Origin of the sequence: Nostoc sp. CHAB 5836 (assembly GCF_020829445.1) — a bacterium.
Classification (GTDB): Bacteria; Cyanobacteriota; Cyanobacteriia; order Cyanobacteriales; family Nostocaceae; genus Nostoc.
This window is the reverse complement of the sequence record NZ_JAIVFV010000130.1, coordinates 1-19689: the sequence shown is the minus strand read 5'-3', so window position 1 is coordinate 19689 and position 19689 is coordinate 1. Positions and strand designations below refer to the sequence as shown.

The 19689-nt window shown below is 42.1% G+C and carries 17 protein-coding genes and 1 tRNA gene; 9 read left to right on the top strand and 9 right to left on the bottom strand.

All coding sequences use genetic code 11. The features are described from left to right. Positions 1–196 precede the first annotated feature (196 nt). On the bottom strand, positions 197–493 hold the full coding sequence (locus LC605_RS22630) for a DUF3288 family protein (protein ID WP_229549765.1): 297 nt from the start codon (positions 491–493) through the stop codon (positions 197–199). Positions 494–848: 355 nt separating this feature from the next. Here LC605_RS22630 and LC605_RS22625 point away from each other — a divergent pair, with 355 nt between their 5' ends. Further along, the gene (locus LC605_RS22625) at positions 849–3308 is read left to right on the top strand and encodes an ATP-dependent Clp protease ATP-binding subunit (RefSeq protein WP_267868633.1); all 2460 of its coding nucleotides are present in this window, start codon (positions 849–851) and stop codon (positions 3306–3308) included. A 754-nt stretch (positions 3309–4062) separates the two neighbouring features. On the opposite strand, the gene LC605_RS22620 is transcribed toward LC605_RS22625, so the two are convergent. The 5 genes from LC605_RS22620 to LC605_RS22600 all read right to left on the bottom strand — a co-directional run bounded on the left by LC605_RS22620 (position 4063) and on the right by LC605_RS22600 (position 9233). Continuing rightward, positions 4063–5163: an AI-2E family transporter gene (locus tag LC605_RS22620; protein ID WP_229549764.1), complete on the bottom strand. Its 1101-nt coding sequence runs from the start codon at positions 5161–5163 to the stop codon at positions 4063–4065. 270 nt (positions 5164–5433) lie between these two features. Then, on the bottom strand, positions 5434–6867 hold the full coding sequence (locus tag LC605_RS22615; RefSeq protein ID WP_229549766.1) for a bifunctional orotidine-5'-phosphate decarboxylase/orotate phosphoribosyltransferase: 1434 nt from the start codon (positions 6865–6867) through the stop codon (positions 5434–5436). Positions 6868–7293: 426 nt separating this feature from the next. Then, the gene (locus LC605_RS22610; RefSeq protein WP_229549763.1) at positions 7294–7890 is read right to left on the bottom strand and encodes a cytochrome b/b6 domain-containing protein; all 597 of its coding nucleotides are present in this window, start codon (positions 7888–7890) and stop codon (positions 7294–7296) included. Positions 7891–8071: 181 nt separating this feature from the next. Further along, the gene (locus LC605_RS22605; RefSeq protein ID WP_229549762.1) at positions 8072–8359 is read right to left on the bottom strand and encodes a hypothetical protein; all 288 of its coding nucleotides are present in this window, start codon (positions 8357–8359) and stop codon (positions 8072–8074) included. Between the two features lie 115 nt (positions 8360–8474). Further along, positions 8475–9233: a YebC/PmpR family DNA-binding transcriptional regulator gene (locus LC605_RS22600; protein WP_229549761.1), complete on the bottom strand. Its 759-nt coding sequence runs from the start codon at positions 9231–9233 to the stop codon at positions 8475–8477. 201 nt (positions 9234–9434) lie between these two features. Here LC605_RS22600 and LC605_RS22595 point away from each other — a divergent pair, with 201 nt between their 5' ends. Further along, a complete protein-coding gene (locus LC605_RS22595; RefSeq protein ID WP_229549760.1) occupies positions 9435–10730 on the top strand; it encodes an ABC transporter substrate-binding protein in 1296 nt (431 codons plus the stop codon). A 243-nt stretch (positions 10731–10973) separates the two neighbouring features. On the opposite strand, the gene LC605_RS22590 is transcribed toward LC605_RS22595, so the two are convergent. Beyond that, a complete protein-coding gene (locus LC605_RS22590) occupies positions 10974–12545 on the bottom strand; it encodes a metallophosphoesterase (protein ID WP_229549759.1) in 1572 nt (523 codons plus the stop codon). Positions 12546–13484: 939 nt separating this feature from the next. Here LC605_RS22590 and LC605_RS22585 point away from each other — a divergent pair. Next, positions 13485–14063, top strand: a complete 579-nt coding sequence (locus LC605_RS22585) for a DUF4360 domain-containing protein (protein ID WP_229549758.1) — start codon at positions 13485–13487, stop codon at positions 14061–14063. Between the two features lie 150 nt (positions 14064–14213). Continuing rightward, positions 14214–14498 (top strand): DUF427 domain-containing protein, encoded by a 285-nt coding sequence (locus tag LC605_RS22580; protein ID WP_229549757.1) that lies wholly within the window; start codon positions 14214–14216, stop codon positions 14496–14498. 272 nt (positions 14499–14770) lie between these two features. Here LC605_RS22580 and LC605_RS22575 read toward each other — a convergent pair whose 3' ends face one another. Next, the gene (locus LC605_RS22575) at positions 14771–15754 is read right to left on the bottom strand and encodes a hypothetical protein (protein WP_229549756.1); all 984 of its coding nucleotides are present in this window, start codon (positions 15752–15754) and stop codon (positions 14771–14773) included. Between the two features lie 639 nt (positions 15755–16393). Between LC605_RS22575 and LC605_RS34210 the strand changes: the two genes are divergently transcribed. From LC605_RS34210 to LC605_RS22555, 5 genes are all read left to right on the top strand, one after another. Then, positions 16394–16702, top strand: coding sequence for a transposase family protein (locus LC605_RS34210; protein ID WP_369010366.1), 309 nt, complete (start codon positions 16394–16396; stop codon positions 16700–16702). A gap of 298 nt (positions 16703–17000) precedes the next feature. After that, complete coding sequence (gene alr, locus LC605_RS22570) at positions 17001–18188, top strand: alanine racemase (protein ID WP_229549755.1); 1188 nt, start codon at positions 17001–17003, stop codon at positions 18186–18188. Between the two features lie 138 nt (positions 18189–18326). Next, positions 18327–18408: transfer RNA gene (locus LC605_RS22565), tRNA-Leu, on the top strand. A gap of 41 nt (positions 18409–18449) precedes the next feature. Beyond that, on the top strand, positions 18450–18641 hold the full coding sequence (locus LC605_RS22560; protein ID WP_229549754.1) for a hypothetical protein: 192 nt from the start codon (positions 18450–18452) through the stop codon (positions 18639–18641). Positions 18642–18961: 320 nt separating this feature from the next. Then, positions 18962–19423, top strand: a complete 462-nt coding sequence (locus tag LC605_RS22555; RefSeq protein WP_229549753.1) for a DUF29 domain-containing protein — start codon at positions 18962–18964, stop codon at positions 19421–19423. 14 nt (positions 19424–19437) lie between these two features. Here LC605_RS22555 and LC605_RS22550 read toward each other — a convergent pair. Continuing rightward, a partial coding sequence (locus LC605_RS22550; protein WP_229549752.1) for an element excision factor XisI family protein occupies positions 19438–19689 on the bottom strand: 252 nt, incomplete at its 5' end.

Below are 19689 nucleotides of genomic sequence, written 5' to 3'. Positions count from 1 at the left end.
GGGGAGATGGGGGAGATGGGGGAGATGGGGGAGATGGGGGAGATGGGGGAGATGGGGGAGATGGGGGAGATGGGGGAGATGGGGGAGATGGGGGAGATGGGGGAGTAAAACTATTGATTATTGCCCAATGCCCAATGCCCAATGCCCTGAGCGAAGTCTTCGCGTAGTGATCGCACCAGAAGGGATGCCCAATGCCTTAATTCCAATCTTGTTCGTCTTTCTTGCCGCGACTTTTGTAAATACCCCCAATATTGTGAATTTGACGAGTTTTCTCAAAAAGCTCGGCTTCGGTCAAACCCCATTGCTGCAAGACTTTATCTAGGTCTTTTTGGATGTCTCTTGCTCCTGGAAATCCTTGATAACGCATTCGCAGTCTAGCCAATTCTGCTAAGTTATAGTCCGTCGCCTCTTGAGCGAGTAAAATATCAATAAGGGGGCGATCGCGGTTATAAAGAGGATGTTGTTGGTCTTTACCGGCCGTTGCTTCAGTCATCGTCAATCCTGAGTTTGGAGGTTGGAGTTTGGAGTTTGGAGTTTGGAGTTTGGAGTCTTGGTTTTTAAGTTTAGCCGAGAGCAGACGAGCAGAAAAAGCAAAAGAAAATAATCTTCTGCACTTAAAAGCTAATTGTAAAATTGATAACTCCTTACTTAATCATAACTCCTAACTCATCACTCCTAACTCCTAACTCACATTAGACGGCAAGTACACCTGATGTCTTACGGCTCTCACCACTGCCACTTAACTTTAAATAAAGTTACATTAGTCCTTAAGAAAATACAAAAAACTTTAGATGAGGGTGAATTTTATCTCACCCAAAGTCCAAGCAGCGAGGGAGCAAGAACCCATTATGTTTGAACACTTCACTTCCGAAGCCATTAGAGTAATTATGTTAGCTCAGGAGGAAGCACGTCGCCTGGGACACAATTTCGTAGGAACTGAACAAATTCTCCTGGGTTTGATGGGAGAAGGAACTGGGGTTGCTGCTAAAGTGCTGGCTGAATTAGGCGTTACTCTCAAAGACGCACGTCGCGAGGTAGAAAAAATTATTGGTAGGGGTTCTGGCTTTGTACCACCGGAAATTCCTTTTACTCCCAAGGTAAAAAGCCTCTTCGAGCAATCGTTTAAAGAAGCTCATAGTCTGGGACAGAATTACATTAACACTGAACACTTACTCTTAGGATTGACTGAGGCTGGTGAAGGTGTCGCCGCCAAAGTACTGCAAAATCTAGGAGTTGACTTCAAGAGTGTCCGCAGTGCCATAGTTCGCCGTTTGGGTGAAAATGCACCAGCTTTCGCTGGTAGTGGTAGTGGTAGTCAAAAGCGCACCCAACCGCTAACGATGGAAGAGTATGGCAGAAACTTGACCAAATTAGCCCAAGAAGGCAGACTCGACCCCGTAGTCGGTCGCCAAAAGGAAATTGAGCGGGCGATCCAAATTCTCGGTCGCCGCACTAAGAATAACCCAGTGTTGATTGGAGAACCAGGAGTTGGGAAAACTGCGATCGCAGAAGGTCTCGCTCAACGTATTATCAATCAGGATGTTCCCGAAACTTTACAAGACAAGCAAGTTATCAGCCTCGATATGGGGTCACTGGTAGCTGGAACTCGTTTCCGTGGCGATTTTGAAGAACGCATCAAAAAAGTCGTGGAAGAAGTTCGTACTGTAGGCAATATCATCCTGGTGATTGACGAAATTCACACCTTGGTTGGCGCTGGTGGTACAGAAGGTGGTTTGGATGCAGCCAACATCCTCAAACCTGCCTTAGCACGAGGTGAACTCCAGTGCATCGGCGCAACTACCCTTGATGAATATCGTAAGCATATTGAGCGTGATGCCGCCCTAGAGCGTCGTTTCCAACCAATTAAGGTTGGCGAACCCTCAGTAGAGGAAACCGTACAAATTCTTTACGGCTTGCGCGGTGCTTACGAACAACACCACAAAGTCACGATCTTGGATGCGGCCCTTGTCGCAGCAGCAGAATTATCAGACCGCTATATCAGCGATCGCTTCTTGCCCGATAAGGCAATAGATTTGATTGATGAAGCCGGTTCTCGCGTTCGTCTGCGGAACTCTCAAAGTTCTCCCAACAAAGAACTCAAGCGTGAACTCGCTGGCGTCACCAAAGAAAAAGAAGCAGCAGTCAGATCCCAAGATTTTGACAAAGCTACTCAACTGCGCGACCAAGAATTAAAACTCGCAGAACAACTGCAAGCAACACTTACATCAAACGAGCAACCTGTCAACTCTACCGTCGTTGATGAAGAAGACATTGCCCAAATCGTTGCCTCTTGGACTGGTGTACCAGTCAACAAACTTACTGAATCTGAGTCCGAGTTGCTCCTGCACCTAGAAGACACTCTCCATCAGCGACTCATCGGTCAAGAGCAAGCAGTTTCGGCTGTATCTCGCGGTATCCGTCGCGCCCGCGTTGGCTTAAAAAATCCCAATCGTCCCATTGCGAGCTTTATCTTCTCTGGCCCTACTGGAGTCGGTAAAACAGAATTGGCGAAGGCATTAGCTGCCTACTTCTTCGGTGCAGAAGACTCAATGATTCGGCTAGATATGTCCGAATACATGGAAAGCCACACCGTCGCCAAGCTAATTGGTTCGCCACCTGGTTATGTAGGATACGACGAAGGCGGACAACTTACAGAAGCCGTGCGGCGGAAACCATACTCAGTGCTGCTATTCGACGAAATCGAAAAAGCTCACCCCGATGTATTCAATATGCTGCTGCAACTCTTGGATGACGGTCATCTTACCGATGCCAAAGGTCGGAAAGTGGACTTCAAGAACACGCTGATCATTTTGACTTCTAACATCGGTTCCAAGGTGATTGAAAAAGGTGGTAGCGGCTTAGGCTTTGACTTCGATACTCAAGCCGACGCTAGTTACAACCGCATCCGCACCTTGGTAAATGAGGAATTGAAGGCTTACTTCCGTCCTGAGTTCCTCAACCGTCTCGATGAGATTATCGTCTTCACCCAGCTTTCCAAGGATGAAGTTAAGCAAATCGCTGAAATTATGCTTCGTGATGTGGCGAATCGCTTGACAGAAAAGGGAATTATCCTAGAAGTAAGCGATCGCTTCAAAGAGCGTGTGGTACAAGAAGGTTACAACCCCAGTTATGGTGCTAGACCATTACGTCGGGCAATTATGCGCCTTTTAGAAGATTCTCTCGCCGAAGCAATGCTGTCTGGTGAAATTACAGATGGAGACACAGCGATTATCGATGTTGATGATGACTCTCAGGTAAGAGTCAAAAAATCAGAAAAACGAGAATTACTCTTGGCAAATGTCGGCTAATATTTATACCTGATCACTTTTTGCTGTAATATTTGAGAAACATCTAGTAGTCTGTCAAGTTTAAATTGATGGGTAAGCAAGTTCGTAGTAAGGACTGAAGTCCTTATTTCCTAAGCACACTTTGTGCTTACTACAAACCCTCAAAACTAACTTAGACATTCTACTAGCCTTTTATCTAAGTAGAGGCACTAACAGGGGCATCTCCGACAAACATAAAGTGAAATGGTATTATTTCTCACCCCTCGTAGAAATGCTAGGGGTTTTTTTATGCAATTCCTTTTGAGTGCAATACTGCGCAATACGCTTGGGTTAAGGATTTTCTGGAGAACCATAGGCTTCTAGAGACGTTGCATTGCAACGTCTCTACACTGTCCACTGGACAAGGGTTTTAGTCTTATCTCAAGCGTATTGCAATACTGCGTAGGTTTTGGCAAAAAAATAAAAAATGTCTAGGTTGGGGAGCCACAGCGCCCTTGCGGGTTAAGAGACTTGTTCGCTTTTAGCGTTCCCGCAGGGTAGCACGTGGCGTTTGAGGAACGAAACCCAACCGAAGAGCGGGGTTCGTTAGGTAACGCAAAGGCTCAACCCAACCTAAGTACGTTGGTGCGAAAAAACTCAAGTATGTTACGAAACGTAAATAAGCTTAAAACCCTTACTAATGAAAAATGACGAATGACAAATGACAGCCTTAACCAGTTAACTTTAATTGCGCCGACCTACTTACAAATATTCAAAACCTACGCAGTATTGCAACTCATTGCGATATTGATTCCTTTGCCAACAATTCTGATGCTGCTTCACTTTCAAGGACATTATCGGAATCACCAGATTTAGAAAAACCATCTACGACATCTTTGATAAAACCAGCTATAGGTACCGCGACTAGCAAACCTAAGACTCCACCAACATTGGTTCCTACAAGCAAAGCAATTAATATCCATATTGGTCTAATACCAGTAAATTTGCCTAAAAGACGAGGTGCGATCGCCTGATCAATTAACTGGTCAATGACAACAGCTACCGCAAAAACCTTTAGTGCTAGCCAAAAGTCATGTGTGGCGATTATTAAAGTGATTACAACAAGACTGACGACATCACCAAAAGGAATTAAGCTCAAAAGCCCAACTGCCAAACCAAAGAGTAAAGCAAACTGGACTTGAAAACCTAAAAACAATAATGTTATTGAAACACCCATCAGCAAAGCCAAAGTTCCCTGACCAATCAAGTAATTTTGGAAGTTTTGTTGAATAGACTGGCTTGCCTTCTGAGCAAAACTCCCAGGTAACTTTTTAAATATTCCCTGCCAAATTCTTGGCCCATCTAACAATAGATAAAAAGTCAGCACTACAGTGATTAACGCTTCCGAAATACTATCAATTGTATCTATGAGAATGCTTAAAAGCTTATCTGAAACAAACTCTAGCTCATTTGGTAATTGCTCAGTAATTCGTGCTAATATCTGACTTAAATTAATATTTAATTTTTGCTTAAAAAACCAATCATTTACAATCTGAAGTTTTTCTTCGCTAGAATCAATCCACTGGGGAAGGACTTTAACCATCTCATGAAATTGATCTAAAACAATCGGCACTAAAGTGATACCCAAAGCAACAACAATTACCAATGCCAATATAAAAACTAATGCTACTGCATAGCTACGTTTAACTCCTCCCTGTTGGAGAATCGAAACAGGATAGTTTAAAACGAATGCAAGCAAAGTAGCCAAGACAAGAATAGTTACGACAGGTTGAAAATTTTTAACAAGCAAAAATGCTAGCCAACCATTGAGAAACACTAGCGGGAATAGCAGCGTAAAAATTAACCATCTAAGTAGTTGATTCAGGGAAAAACTCATAATTAATTTAAAATCAAAATTATTCTAGTTACTACATTTAACCCAATAGGGTTAACAAAAGGGCTGAAACTCTTTTTTTTTACGAACCACAGAGGCGCAGAGAACACAGAGAGAAGAGAGAAAGAGAAGGAGGAAATGCTTAACCCAAGTGTATTGACATTTAACCTTAATATGGCGTTAGTCCGCGTAGGCGGACGAAAGTTTGTATAGCCGCGATTTCTAATCGCCAGGGCTAGGTGCAAGATATAAGACTCCCCATTATTTCAATTACTAACTTTCAGCAAAAGCTAAAAATTGCTCCTCGTTTATTCGCCCTGCTTGATAGAGAGTATTAGTAATTTCCGAAATAGTTAAAACTGCATGACTGCGATAACCATTTTGCTGTAACCTATCTTTCACCCCCTGTTCGTGATCGATAAATACCACAATATCATTAACATTTAATCCTGCTGATTCCAACTTTCCTGCCCCTTCCATGACACTTTTACCACTGATGAGAATATCGTCAACCACCACAACTGTTTCACCAGGATGAAAGCTACCCTCAATTACTCTCCTAGTTCCGTGGGCCTTCACCTCTTTACGAGGGAAAATCATTGGACAATGAAGACGCAAAGCTAAACCAGTCGCAGTCGGTAAAGAACCATAGGGAATACCTGCTAACCTATCAAAAGTGAGATTCTTCAAAATATCCTCATAAGCTGTGAGAACTTGATTAAAAACTTGGGGATTGGAAATAATTTTGCGTAAGTCTATGTAATAAGGAAATATAGCTCCTGATGCTTGGACAAAGCTCCCAAACATAATACAGTCAATGTCATAAAGTTGTAAGATTAAATCCTGTTGAGGGTGCTGATTTAGCAAGCAAACATCAGGAAACCACACAGTACAAGTGGAGTTTTCATGAATAATCTCAGTTTTTACTTGATTAATTTCTGCACGTAAAGACTGGACTTCCTCAGATAATTGTGTGTTTCCCAACATATCTTGAGGAACAGGAATCAGCAAACCATCACCGTTAGTATTCAAGCCTGCTTCTAAAATTTCCTTCAGGTTTTGACCCTCCGCCCAAATGCTACGCGCCATAATAATTCGTTCTGGCGCAACTGCTCGAATCAATGCTAAAACTTCAGGATTTGTAGTCCCCACTTCCAAACCCAATTGTTCTGGAGTTCCCCAGGTTTTTGATTCTTTTACTACTTGTAAGTAAACGGGTGATTCCTTTGTCGGATATTGCTGCAAAGCTTCTGCACCTGGATTAGAAGTACAGCATAAAATAAATACCCCTTTATCAGGATAGACTAAAAAAGGTGCTACATGATCTTGTCCTGTATAGGGGCTGAGAGTGATTGCATCTACCTGCCATTCTGTAAACACAGTTCGGGCAAAAATGGTACTAGTATTTAAGTCACTGTGTTTGGCATCTAAAATAACTGGGATGCGGGGTGGAATAGCTGCTAAAGTTTTGTACAGCAGTTTTAAACCGGGAATGCCTAACGCTTCATAAAAACCAAGTGTCGGTTTATAGGCACAAACGAAATCAGAAGTTTCCGCAATAATGAATTGTAACCACTTCTCCAAACCAGCAATGAGTTCTTCAGATTCATAACGCACAGGCATCATCTCTGGATTTGGATCTAGTCCGACAAACAACAAGCTTTGATTTTGTAAGATATTCCGATTCAATTTATCAAAAAAGTTCATTTTTTTTAAAGAGTCATTAGTCATTAGTCATTAGTCATTAGTCATTAGTCATTAGTCATTAGACCTCTTGCAAAAGTCTCTAACACCCCACCCCCGACCCCTCCCCGCTTGCAGGGAGGGGAGACAAAGCGTAGCTTTGGTGGGGTGGGGTTCAAATTGTTTGATTTATGCAAGAGGTCTATTAGTCATTAGTCATTATTATTTCCTGCGTCTCTCTATCTCCATGACCATAGTTTGTTTAAGTAAGTTGGCGCAAAAAAAACCAAATATTTTACGAAACTTAAATGAGCTTAAAACCCTTACTTCTGACAAATGACAAATGACAAGTGACAAATGACAAATGACAAATGACAAGTGACAAATGACAAATGACAAATGACAAATGACAGTCTTTGCGAGTTATCTTTAATTGCGCCGACCTACTGACTAAAACATTGATTCTATTAATTCAGTACCACCAGCCTTCCGCCCTAACCCTGAGTGAATTACTACAAATAAGATCACCATTGGTACTGAGGCAAAGTGAACGATTCGCAATGCTTGCCAACTGCCAAAGCAATCCACAATCCAGGGAAATTGAGCAGGTTTATACATTCCTATTCCTGTAAATAACGCTAACAGTAAAATAGGAATAATTGCAGTATAGGCAATCCGGTGCCAAGCATAAATGAGACGTTTGGAATTTTGACTTTTTTGTAATGCTTTGAAGTCATTGGCACCTACAAACCGATGTCGCCAGCGCCGCGTGATTATAACGTAAATTCCATACCACAAGAGATTCAGCGAGAATAGCCACATTGCTGCAAAATGCCAGTGTCTACCTCCTGCAAGCCAACCTCCTAAAGTAAATATCGGAGGAATGTGCAAACCTGCACGTCCACCAAAAACAGGGTTGGCGTTGTAAATTTGTAGTCCACTGGTGAGCATGATAAACAGACTAATGATGTTACAAGAGTGGAAAATTTTAGCTCCTATTGCTTGAGTGCGTGGCTTTCGAGTTTGAGAGGGAACGGTTGAGGTCATAAATTTTGAGTGATAAAATTTGCTGTTTAAGTAGAGCGACGTAAATAAAGCTAACTGTTTAAGGCTGTCATTTGTCATTTGTCCTTCGTCATTTATAAGGGTTTAAGGTGTATTGACGTTTCGTAATATAGTTTAATTTGCTCTTGCCGACTTACTTATTTATCTTGTTCGATGATTGTGATTAAGTCTTCAGCATATTGACTGGCGGGATGAAGATTACCGGGTTGTTAATTTCGTTAGCGATATCCGCCACCATTTGACCGAGATTAGCCATTTTCTGGTTCTGCAATAACTGCTTTTGGGTATATTTGAGTTTATTGAGGGTAATTTTTAGCTGCTGTGATTTTTCCTTAACTTGGTCTTCGGTAAACTGGTGTTGGGCAATTTCTGTTTGGACTTGTTCAAATAGTTGGTATTGTGGAGTAGCGATCGCTCTATCCTGAGTAATATCCTTGTGCGTCCTTGCCATCTGCACTGGCTTGGGTAACTAGAATTATGTCTCCCCTCTCCCAAACATCGGAGAGGGGCTGGGGGTGAGGGAAAAGATTTAAGCTTGCATTGGGATGCTCCCGGATTAATTTTGATTAAGAAATGCTCAGAGCCATCAATTCTTCTGCAATTTCAAAGTTAGCTGTGACATTTTGCAAGTCATCTAAGCCTTCTAGAGTATCAATTAACTTGAAAAGCGATCGCGCCTGATCCGGATCAGTAACTTCTACACTATTACTGGGAATCCAGCGTAATTCGGCATCAATTACCTTAATGCCTTGATTTTTGAGTGTCTGGTTAAGGGTTTCTAAATTTCCTATGTCAGTAAATACCTCAGCCATCTCATCTTCAGTCATCTCATAAGACTGGGCGCCGCCTTGAAAGGATGCTTCTAAAAGCTGTTCTTCGTCAACCACACCCTGAACTACACAAACGCCTTTTTGGTCAAACATCCAGCTAACGCAACCTGTTTCGCCAAGATTACCACCATTTTTACTAAAAGCGACACGCAAGTCAGCAGCAGTGCGATTGCGATTATCTGTGAGGGCTTCGATTAAAATCGCTACACCACCAGGGCCGTAACCTTCGTAGCGAATCGCCTCAAAGATAGCATTATCGCCGCCAAAAGTGCCTGCACCTTTAGCGATCGCTCGTTCAATATTATCATTGGGGATGCTCGCAGCCTTTGCCTTGTCAATTGCCGTCCGAAGTTGAAAATTCAGCGCCGGATCTGGTACTCCGCTTCTAGCCGCAACGATAATCGCTCTGGATAACTGAGTAAAGGTTTTTCCCTTTTTTGCATCCACTACCGCTTTTTGGCGCTTAATATTTGCCCATTTACTATGTCCTGCCATAATCTTAAATTATCAAAACTCTATTCCACATTAGGATATATTCACTGGCAAAAACCATGACTTTAGATAATTGTGCAAGCTGACATCAGAGTGGCAAAGTTGTTGCGAGGGAACGAGGAGAATTGACCAATCATTTTAATCAAGATTATTATGCACCATTTTTTTGACCCTCTTCGCCATGTCAAGGGAAAAAGCAAGAAAGTGTCACACTACTTTAGGAGGTTGCTGCTTCTATTATTGGTGGGCATAGTCGCTTTAGTTGGATGTCAAAATATCTTACCTGGTGTTAAGGAAAATAAAGTAATTCATTTAACTTTGTGGCAAGGTGTAAATCCTCCACAAAATCGGGATGTGCTGCAAAAGCTGGTAGACAAATTCAATCAATTGCACCAAGATATTCAAGTAGAGTCGCTTTATGTTGGGCAACAGGATCAGCAAACGCCCAAGATTTTAGCAGCAGTGGTAGGAAATGCACCGCCAGATTTATTGTGGTATAATCCGACGATCGCAGGTCAATTGGTGGAACTCGACGCGCTTTTACCTTTGGATGAAATGCTCGAAAAATCTCCAATAAAAGCCGAAATTGACCCTGCTTTATATGCATCAATGAAATACAAAGGTAGCATTTGGTCTGTGCCCTTTGCTACGAATAATGTTGGTATATTTTACCGTCCGAGCTTGTTCAAGGTAGCCGGCATTACTGAATTACCCCATACTTGGCAGGAGTTTGCACAAGTTGCGAAAAAATTAACTCGTGATACCAATGGTGATGGACGAACAGATCAATATGGGATGTTTCTGCCTTTGGGGAAGGGAGAATTTACAGTATTCACCTGGCTACCATTTATGTGGAGTGGTGGCGGCGAGTTGGTGAGTGGTGATTCACAGAATGCGGCAGCAATAGATTTGGAAGATAATCAAGGAGCGATCGCAGCTTTGCAATTCTGGCGTGATTTAATTACAGACGGTTCCGCTATTTTATCTGCGCCGGAACGGGGTTATGAGACAGATGACTTGCTGGCTGGTAAAGTCGCAATGCAATTAAATGGCCCTTGGACTCTGGGACAATTTCAAAAAACTGGTGTCGATTTTGACGTTTTTCCCATTCCTGCTGGGCAGAAACCTGCTACTGTTATTGGCGGTGAGAATCTCTTCTTTTTCAAAACTACACCGAAACGCGAAACAGCAGCCTTTAAGTTTGTCGAATATGCTTTAAGTGAAGAATTTCAGACAGAATTAGCATTGGGAACTGGCTATTTACCGGTGAATTTGAAGTCTCGTCAAAGTCCAAAATATCAGGATTTTGTAAATAAAATACCACAGGTTAAAGTATTTTTAGATCAAGCTAAATATGGGCGATCGCGTCCGATATTTCCTGGTTACAATCGGATTTCCGACAGTGTAGGTCGGGCGATTGAATCTGTATTGTTGGGTAAAAGTTCGCCAACAGAATCACTCAAAGCAACTCAGCAGCGCTTAGATTTGATTTTCAAGTGAGATGGAGACAGGACTTACGCAAAATAATGAAAAAACGAACCGCAAACGCGAGTGCGCCTCGTAAGAGTTGGACGCAAAGGACACAAAGGAATAAAAGTTTCAGAGAGTTATTGCGTAAGTAAGTCGGCAAGAATAAACGAAACTATATTACGAAACATGAATACACCTTAAGCCCTTATAAATGACGAAGGACAAATGACAAATGACAGCCTTAGCCAGTTAGCTTTAATTTCGCCGACTTACTTAAATCACAAAAGGTTCAAGTTCGCGGTTATTCCACTCTTGTTCAACCCGTTCAGTAATCAACGGTCTAATGATAAACTTGGGCGGACAACCATCCAGAACATCAATCCGCACACATGAGTAAGGCAGTCGCTTCTGGAAATTGTAGTCATGACGACCCACAAAAAGCATTGAATCTGCAACTTTCCGAGTAGGTTTACCTGCAATCTCAGCAAAAGTCTCCATCAATTCAGTCCCCTCTCGCCGTTGATAACGAGGACGATGACCGCTACCACCAGAGATAATACAGTTAATGTGGGAGTCAGCAAATCCGGTATTAGTTGTGCAAAGATGCTCCAAACAGTGAGCGTGACCGTTTAAAATCAAATCAACTATAGGACGTTCTTTAATTAAAGAACCAAGAGTTTCTGCCACTTGTTCAAATACCCAGCGCAAGCGGTGGCGAACCGCCAAGGTTTGTGCCTGATTCCACTTGGTAGCTTCTGTGACATAGGGTGGATGGTGGAAAAAGATTACACGTCCGCGCACTTCGGAGGTATTCCAAGATTCAATTAGTCTGCTGCGCAACCATTCAAGTTGTTCAAAGTCGATCGCAGGCATTTGATGAGATGCTAGTTGTTTCTCAATGTCGATTTTTATCTCATTTATTTGGTCTAATTTGGCACTAAGCTCATCAAGTTGTTCTGCTTCGGTGGGTTTATCTGGGTTGAGGCCATCGCATATTTTCAAAATCTGCAATTCTTCTTGATCTATATCATGGCGACGCTTTTGCAATTCCCGGCGGTAAATTTCCCCCTTTTGAGTTGCAGGCAAAGGTGACGGTGTATTAAAAGTATTAGAATCCAGTGCGAAAAAGTCAATTCCGCCGTAACGAAAGGTGTAATAGCGATTGGGTAAGCGGGTAAACTGTCCAGGTTGATAACGCAAACAGCGCCCTGTATCCGTCTTAGCAGTGTAGTGCCGATCTAAATGACGTTCCAATTCTTGTGGGGAAGCGATCGCCCCTGTACAGTCCATAAATGCCCGTGCATAAGCATTGCCTTGATATGAACCATGCCAGCCAATCTCGATATCTTTGTAGCGGAACAGGCGACGTAGTGACGATGTTGTGCCCGTAAATAAACGGTACATCAACGGAATATCGTAGTAATCATGATTACCAAGTACGGGCAAGAATGGCAGATTAAACACCATGCGATCGTAACGAATGCTTTTCGGGCTGTCCCCACCGACAATAAATTCGCGGTAAGGCTCAATAAAGTTTGTTGAATAATACTCTTGGGAACCCACCACATAGATTACATCGCCCGTGTGCAACACAAAACTGCAATCATCGCGGTGAGTCAGCATTAGTTCCGCAACCTTTCGTTGGGGGTGGTGTCGAGAACGGGATTTAGTGCCGGAATCACCAATAACCATAAAGGAAAATTCTGGACTATCCTGCCTGCGATCGTCAATAACTATGCTGGTTTGGTCAATTCCCCGTTGCACAAAACTTGGATGCATCCACCGCACCCGTTCCTTCATCTTTTGAATTTTTACAGGAATCGGTGCATCGGAAATCAATTTCATGGCTATAACTCTTGAATGCCTAACCCATATGCCAATTGTAACGAAATAATAAGGATTTTGTTTTACAGCTATTTTCATGTAGATACACTAGCGCTCTTTTATTACTCTGAAAAAATCAAATATTTGTTGTTTAAATAGATAAAATCTGCTGTAAATCTTGTTTAGGCATTTCCAAATCAAATCAAATCAATTCAATTCGCAATACCTCGACTTCGCTACTTCGACGCCGCTCAGTACAAGTGGGCACAAGGAAAGCAATTAAACTAAGTACAACACTCAGGGCTATTTCATTCTGATCTAGCCCGCCTCAGAATTAATTCTGAGTCTAATAGCGAAAGTCGTCTCAAGACGACTGAGAAAAGGTTATGGTCGAGACGATGCCGCGCATGGGGGTTTCCCGAAGGACTGCCGTGGGAACCCCCGCAACGCGCTGGCTTCTTTGTGCCTGGAGTGGTAGCCTACGGCAAGCCGCAACTCTTGGAGACGCTGCGCGAATGCGTCTACGTTTATTTGAGTAATTTATTTCTTGGAAGTTCCTAGGGGGTTAGGAGGGATCTAAAAGTATCTAAAGTCACAGGAAAAGACTTTTCAAACAACCTCTTAGTGCCTTTGCACCTGGGCATAAAATTTACTACTCAGGATGTTGAGAGTAGTTTCTAAAGCATAGTTTTGTCGCAATTGGACTTCAGATTTTTGTAACGATTTTAATGCTTTTAGTACAATTTATAAAACGTAAGTAATTCGGCAAGAATAAACCAAACTATATTACGAAATGCAAATACACCTTAAACCCTTATAAATGACGAAGGACAAATGACAAATGACAGCCTTAGCCAGTTAGCTTTATTTACGCCGCTCTACTTAAAAGAAATTTAATCATGAGTAACAGCAGAATGTTATAGTAAATTCGCTTAGTCAACTTGTGAGGAAAAAATTTAAATGGTGAAGTTTGTAAGAGCATTTATCGCTGCGGCTACATTAATTACTACATCAGTTAGTGCTGCTTTTGCGGGTGAAAAAGTTAAAATTGTAAACGCAATCTATGGTGGTAGTGGTTGCCCCGAAAACTCGGCGGCAGTGCAGATTAGCCCTGATGGTCAAGAGCTAACGATTCTATTTGACAAGTTTATAGCCATAGCTAATAACCAAATACAAAGCCGCAAAAGCTGTAATGTGAGCATTGCGATCAAATTACCCCAAGGCTTTCAAATTTCCCTCTATGATACTGATTACCGTGGCTATGTTAGTCCCGCAACCACTGGGACGCTACGATCAGAGTACACTTTCGCTGGCGAGCGCGGCCCGATTTTTACTCGGAATTTGGTCGGCGGAAGTAACTATTTCGTCCGAGATAACTTGGTGAACATAACTAATATTTGGTCGGCCTGTGGCGACAGTGTGAATATGCAGGTGAATGCTTCGATGGTAGCTCGTGGTGTCGGCATAGCCACCCTTGACTATTTTGATCTTGTTAACCGTGGTCTGGTTTATCACATCAAATATCGCAGATGCATTTAACTACACCAATTTGCTAGAGTGCTAAATAGACCACATCTGTCGTAAAAGGACAGTAATCCTGTACGCTTACAACAGATGTAGTTCAAATAGATCGGCTTTTGTTTAATAGTGTCAAAATGTGATGTGTATAGTTTATTTACAAAGTCATTTATGCCGAAAGCAATTTGGAATGGAACCGTTTTAGCCGAGAGTGATAATACCATAGTTGTGGAAGGCAACCATTATTTTCCTGTTGACACCATTAACAAGCAGTACTTTACAGAAAGTAACACCCACACTACTTGTCCTTGGAAAGGTGTCGCCAGTTACTACAGTATCGACGTTGATGGGCAAATCAACAAAGATGCTGCTTGGTATTATCCCAGCGCTAAGGAGAAGGCTAAGAATATTGAAGGTTATGTCGCCTTCTGGAAGGGTGTCAAAGTTGAGTCTTAACGAAGGTTCCTGAAAGTATTTTAGTTTCAGCGAATTGATATTAAGTAGGTCGGCGCAATTAAAGATAACTCGTGATGGCTGTCATTTGTCCTTTGTCATTCGTCCTTAGTAAGGGTTTCAAGCCTGTTTACGTTTCGTCACATAGTTTGATTTATTTTCACCGACTTACTTATGTCCAGCTAATTGCCTATAAAATAATTAGCCCGCGCAGAGACTAGTCTCTGCGCGGGTTTCGTATTTAAACCTATTTGCGAATTTATTCTGATACGTAATTATACTTTCGCTTTGCCAAATGCTCCTTGCTTTCTCTTCATCAGCCAAGCCAGACTACCAACAAGTATACTACCAGCGATCGCACTTGGTTCGGTTACTCTTGTCAGTAAAACAACGTCACTGACTGTAAGAGTTATGTTGCCTCCTGCTCGTGAACTATTACTACCACCTGCGATCGCACTTGGTTCGTTGGGTGGTGCGATTATAAAACCATTAGGGATGTTGATAGTTATGTTGCCTCCCAGTCCTGAATTATTAGTACCACTAGGGATCGTGCTTAGTATAGCTCCTGATCTCAATATAAGAAGATCGGTTTTGAGAATTATGTTACCTGCTGAACCATTGCTGGTTTGCTCATAATTGATCTTGGCACCATCAACAATCCTTAAGCTACCAGTAGAAATAGTTAAATCGCCGGCGTTAGTGGTATTACTTAGATCCCTTACCTGACTACCACCGGTCAGGCTGAGAGCATTACTACTGATATCTACACTTTTATTACCCTTGATAGTGCTATTAATAAGTGTCAGTTTACCAGTCGGGTTATCTATCTTCACATTTTCACCGCTGATGGTGCTATTGGTAAACGTTAGGTTACTAGAATTGTAAGCGTTGATATTACCAGCGATCGCTAGCCCAGAAAATTCAACATCCGCCGCGCTAATGTCAAATACGGGGAATTGATTATTACTACTGATGGTAAGTAAGTTAGCACCTGGGCCATTAATAGTAAGGTTTTTTGCGATCGCAAGTGCGCCACTTGTTAGGGCAATTGTACTAGGATGACTTCCCAATAAGAACTCTACCACGTCATTGCTATTTGCAATGTTGATAGTATCTCGCAATGAACCAACCCCACTGTCATTGAGATTGTTAACGACGAAGGTAGCAGCTTGCGCTGATTCCAGCATTATCACCCAGCCAAGAGCAACAGCTGTGGAAATAGCTTGAGCGACAGCCTTTTTTCTATTGTTTTTTATCACCTAAAACTCCTCGGATTAATTTGTTAAAAAATCAAAATTCGTAACAAATGCACAAGTCGTCATTACCACGGAAACTTCATTTGTAACGTCATACAGCCATAATTACAGCAAATTGGCGATCGCAGTGTTGAAAAAAGGTAAGGGACAAGGATATTCACCTCTTACCTTGATCAAGGAGAGTCGTAGAATCTTGGTTCAGGGACTTCCAAATAAAAAAATACTCAACTACTTCTTCTGGGGTGGGCGACACGAGAGTCCGTGTACAAGGGCGGGCTTTTCGGGCCACCCCACAAGATTGGGTAATTTATTTGTTGTCAGTCCCTCATGGGAATTTGATATTACTTCTTCTTTTGATTCTGATCCTTGATCAACTGAGCGATGGACTTTAAAAGGATTTGGCAAAAATACGACATTGCAAAGATAACAGCTACCGCAATACCTCCCTGCACAATTATAGAGATTAAATCTCTAGATATTAGACCTCTTGCAGAATTATTTTATGGTATAATTAAGGATTTTGACATGAATTTGCTCTGCCAATGCAATACGAACAAACAAAACGACTGTCCAATCGAGAATTTAAACGTCTGGTTGGGGTACAAAGACACACATTTAATGAGATAGTCAACGTACTAGAAGATGCGGCAAGTCACAGACAAACACTCTTGTTGTTCTAAAAAGCTGTGTTTGCAAGACCAGGCGTTAGTATGTTTAACGTATTGGCGTGAATATCGAACTTATTTCCATATCGCCAGTGACTGGCAAGTGTCAGAAGCAACGATTTGTCGTACTGTTCATTGGGTAGAAAATATTTTAGTCAATTCCGGGAGGTTTCGATTAGGAGGAAAAAAGTCATTGTTGACACCATCACACAAACCCAAGACAGTAGCAATGGATGTGACCTTCAAAATGCTAGTTAACTTTTTGCCAATTTGTTTAATCCTTTAATATACCACAAAACTTTTTTGCAAGAGGTCTAATAATACCATGCGATCGCAAAAAGGCTTCCCGTAGGCTAATGCAATCGCGCACCGTCTCCTAGAGAAGAACACAGGGAAAAATCGAGCCATAAGATTTACTCCTAACTTCTCACTCATAACTCTTAACTTTTACTTGAGTGCCGCAACATCTTGTGTCAATTCCAATATGAAGGTTAAACTTCCTATTTAATCTGATCTCGCTTTTAGGAGCGTGTATAGATAGATAGTTTGGAAGTTTAGCCGTGGTGGGATAGGAGTCAGTACAAATGTTAAGTCGCAAACAAATCCCTGGTGTAGTTCCTAATCAGCAGTGCGATACCTACGCGTGGTTTTCGCAACGAGCTTGGGTAGAAATTGATTTAGGGGCGTTGTCGTACAATGTACAGCAATTAGTGCAGTTTTTATCGCCGCGTACTCAGTTAATGGCAGTAGTAAAAGCTGATGCTTATGGACATGGAGCGGTGACGGTTGCTCAAACCGTAATTCAATCGGGAGCTAGTTGGCTGGGAGTCGCGACAGTTCCAGAAGCTATTCAATTGCGAGAAGGCGGGATTCAAGCGCCTATTTTGATTTTAGGGGCAACTCATACACCAGAGCAGATTCATGCGATCGCACAATGGAAACTTCAGCCCACACTCTGTAGCCCTAAACAAGCTTTGGTATTTTCCGACACCCTAGAATCGATGAATTATGGTTCTCCAGTGCCCGTACACATCAAATTAGATACGGGAATGTCTAGGTTGGGAACTAATTGGCAGCAAGCTGGTGAATTTGTGCAATTAGTGCAGCGCTTACCACATCTATCTATTGCCAGTATTTATTCTCATTTGGCAACAGCAGATGATCCTGATACTACGGCAATGGAGGAACAGCATAGACGATTTGAGGAAGCGATCGCTCAAATCAAAGCAATGGGAATTCAACCGCCTTGCTTACACTTAGCAAACTCAGCCGCCGCACTCACAGATTCGGCATTGCACTATGACATTGTGCGAGTAGGTTTAGCTGTTTACGGACTCTACCCAGCAAGCCATTTACAAAATGCGATCGCTCTTAAGCCGGTTTTGCAACTTAAAGCACGAGTCACCCAAGTTAAAACAATTGCCGCAGGAACAGCTGTTAGTTACGGCCATCAATTTATTGCCTTGCGTGAACTTCGCCTCGCCGTCGTCGGAATTGGTTATGCTGACGGTGTGCCTCGCAGTCTTTCCAACAAAATGCAGGTGTTAATTCGTGGTCGTCGGGTGCCCCAAATCGGGACAATTACAATGGATCAGTTGATGCTGGATGTGAGTACCATACCCAATATTCAAGAAGGAGAAGTAGTCACCTTACTAGGAGAACAGGGAAAAGAAGAAATTTCCGCAGACGATTGGGCAGAACAATTAAATACTATTTCCTGGGAAATTCTTTGTGGGTTTAAGCATCGTCTGCCTCGTGTTGCAGTTATGTAATTGGGCATGGGGCATGGTTATTCTCCTTGTCCCCTTGTCTACCTCATGCCTCTCAGTATTTTTCTTCAATTTTGAATTGATTTATCCCCACTCCCCTATTCCAAAAAATAATTTCTTATGGTACGATAAAAGACTGATGCGGATGTGGCGGAATTGGCAGACGCGCTAGATTTAGGTTCTAGTTCCGAAAGGAGTGAAGGTTCAAGTCCTTTCATCCGCATTTCTGGTTAATAAAAACAAACTGCATGAGCCAACAGGTTCATGCAGTTTGCTGATGAATTCATTCATCATCAACTCCTAGCAGGAAGGTTAGTACAGCTAGATTTTGCTGGCGTCGGAAGATTATTGTCTGTGTTTTTTAAGTTTGCGATCGGTCAGTCATTGTGTGATATCAAAAATCAAATCGAATTGCTAGAGACTTCGTTATCATGTACTCACGCTGCTACTTGCTAAGTCTCAACTTATATTTCAATACAGTTGAGTTAAGCATTTCTTTGTTGTCTTTCTTCTCTTTCTTTGCGTCCTTGGCGTCCTTCTCCCTTCTCCCACTCGCAAAGGCGCTAGCCTCTCACGAGTGGGAGAAGGGGAGACGCATTCGCGAAGGCGGTAGCCTGCGGCAAGCCGAAGCGTCTACGTTAAACAAATTGACTTTGGCAAAGAGTTTTAGCCTTAACTGAACTGTATTGACTTATATTTGGGATAATACATACCAAAAGCAATCTATTGAGACATATCACGGGCATAGCAAGAATTTTGGGAGGTTGAAAAATCAGATGACAGCACCTCAACCAACGATCTTTACAAACTCTCATCTTTACGAGCAAGATTTTTATCTGTGGATAGAGACAACTGCTAAATTCTTAAAAGAAGGCAGATTTTCTGAGATTGATTTAGGAAATCTGATTGAAGAGATTGAATGCATGGGGAGAAGTGAAAAGCACGCACTTGCGAGTAATTTAGTTGTTCTATTAATGCATCTACTAAAATATAAATATCAGCCAGAAAAACGTTCTAATAGTTGGAAAGGAACTATTAGAGAACATCGCCGCAGATTGAGAAGAACTTTTAAGGATAGTCCTAGTTTAAAACCATATTTCCAGGAAATTTGGACTGAGTGTTATCAAGATGCAAGGAAACAAGCCAGTGATGAAACTGGTTTATCGCTTGAAACTTTTGGTGTAGACTCTCCCTTTACTGCGGATGAATGTTTAGATGAAGACTTTTTACCTGATTAGTGGATGGTTGATATTTAAACCACGGCATAATCTGTAAATTGGCGCTTAAATGGCGAATGAAAGCCGATGACAATATCTTGTTTAGGAATACCTAAATTTACTAAATCTTCTCCTACTTCATAAATTGGGACGCGAACAGCTATAGCGGTTCTCAATTGCATGGAATACAGACCTAACCCCCAGCCCCTTCCCTGCAAGGGAAGGGGAGTAATATTCAAAGCCTCTCTCCTTTTAGGAGAGAGGTTTGGAGAGAGGTCAAACTGTAT

Coding starts and splice junctions, on each gene's coding strand:
- LC605_RS22590 (WP_229549759.1), bottom strand. CDS start 12,545: ATGAAATTGATTTCCGATGCACCGATTCCTGTAAAAATTCAAAAGATG.
- LC605_RS22605 (WP_229549762.1), bottom strand. CDS start 8,359: ATGGCAAGGACGCACAAGGATATTACTCAGGATAGAGCGATCGCTACT.
- LC605_RS22630 (WP_229549765.1), bottom strand. CDS start 493: ATGACTGAAGCAACGGCCGGTAAAGACCAACAACATCCTCTTTATAAC.
- LC605_RS22600 (WP_229549761.1), bottom strand. CDS start 9,233: ATGGCAGGACATAGTAAATGGGCAAATATTAAGCGCCAAAAAGCGGTA.
- LC605_RS34210 (WP_369010366.1), top strand. CDS start 16,394: ATGCGGCAAGTCACAGACAAACACTCTTGTTGTTCTAAAAAGCTGTGT.
- LC605_RS22615 (WP_229549766.1), bottom strand. CDS start 6,867: ATGAACTTTTTTGATAAATTGAATCGGAATATCTTACAAAATCAAAGC.
- LC605_RS22580 (WP_229549757.1), top strand. CDS start 14,214: ATGCCGAAAGCAATTTGGAATGGAACCGTTTTAGCCGAGAGTGATAAT.
- LC605_RS22610 (WP_229549763.1), bottom strand. CDS start 7,890: ATGACCTCAACCGTTCCCTCTCAAACTCGAAAGCCACGCACTCAAGCA.
- LC605_RS22560 (WP_229549754.1), top strand. CDS start 18,450: ATGCAGTTTGCTGATGAATTCATTCATCATCAACTCCTAGCAGGAAGG.
- LC605_RS22585 (WP_229549758.1), top strand. CDS start 13,485: ATGGTGAAGTTTGTAAGAGCATTTATCGCTGCGGCTACATTAATTACT.
- LC605_RS22625 (WP_267868633.1), top strand. CDS start 849: ATGTTTGAACACTTCACTTCCGAAGCCATTAGAGTAATTATGTTAGCT.
- LC605_RS22620 (WP_229549764.1), bottom strand. CDS start 5,163: ATGAGTTTTTCCCTGAATCAACTACTTAGATGGTTAATTTTTACGCTG.
- LC605_RS22555 (WP_229549753.1), top strand. CDS start 18,962: ATGACAGCACCTCAACCAACGATCTTTACAAACTCTCATCTTTACGAG.
- alr (WP_229549755.1), top strand. CDS start 17,001: ATGTTAAGTCGCAAACAAATCCCTGGTGTAGTTCCTAATCAGCAGTGC.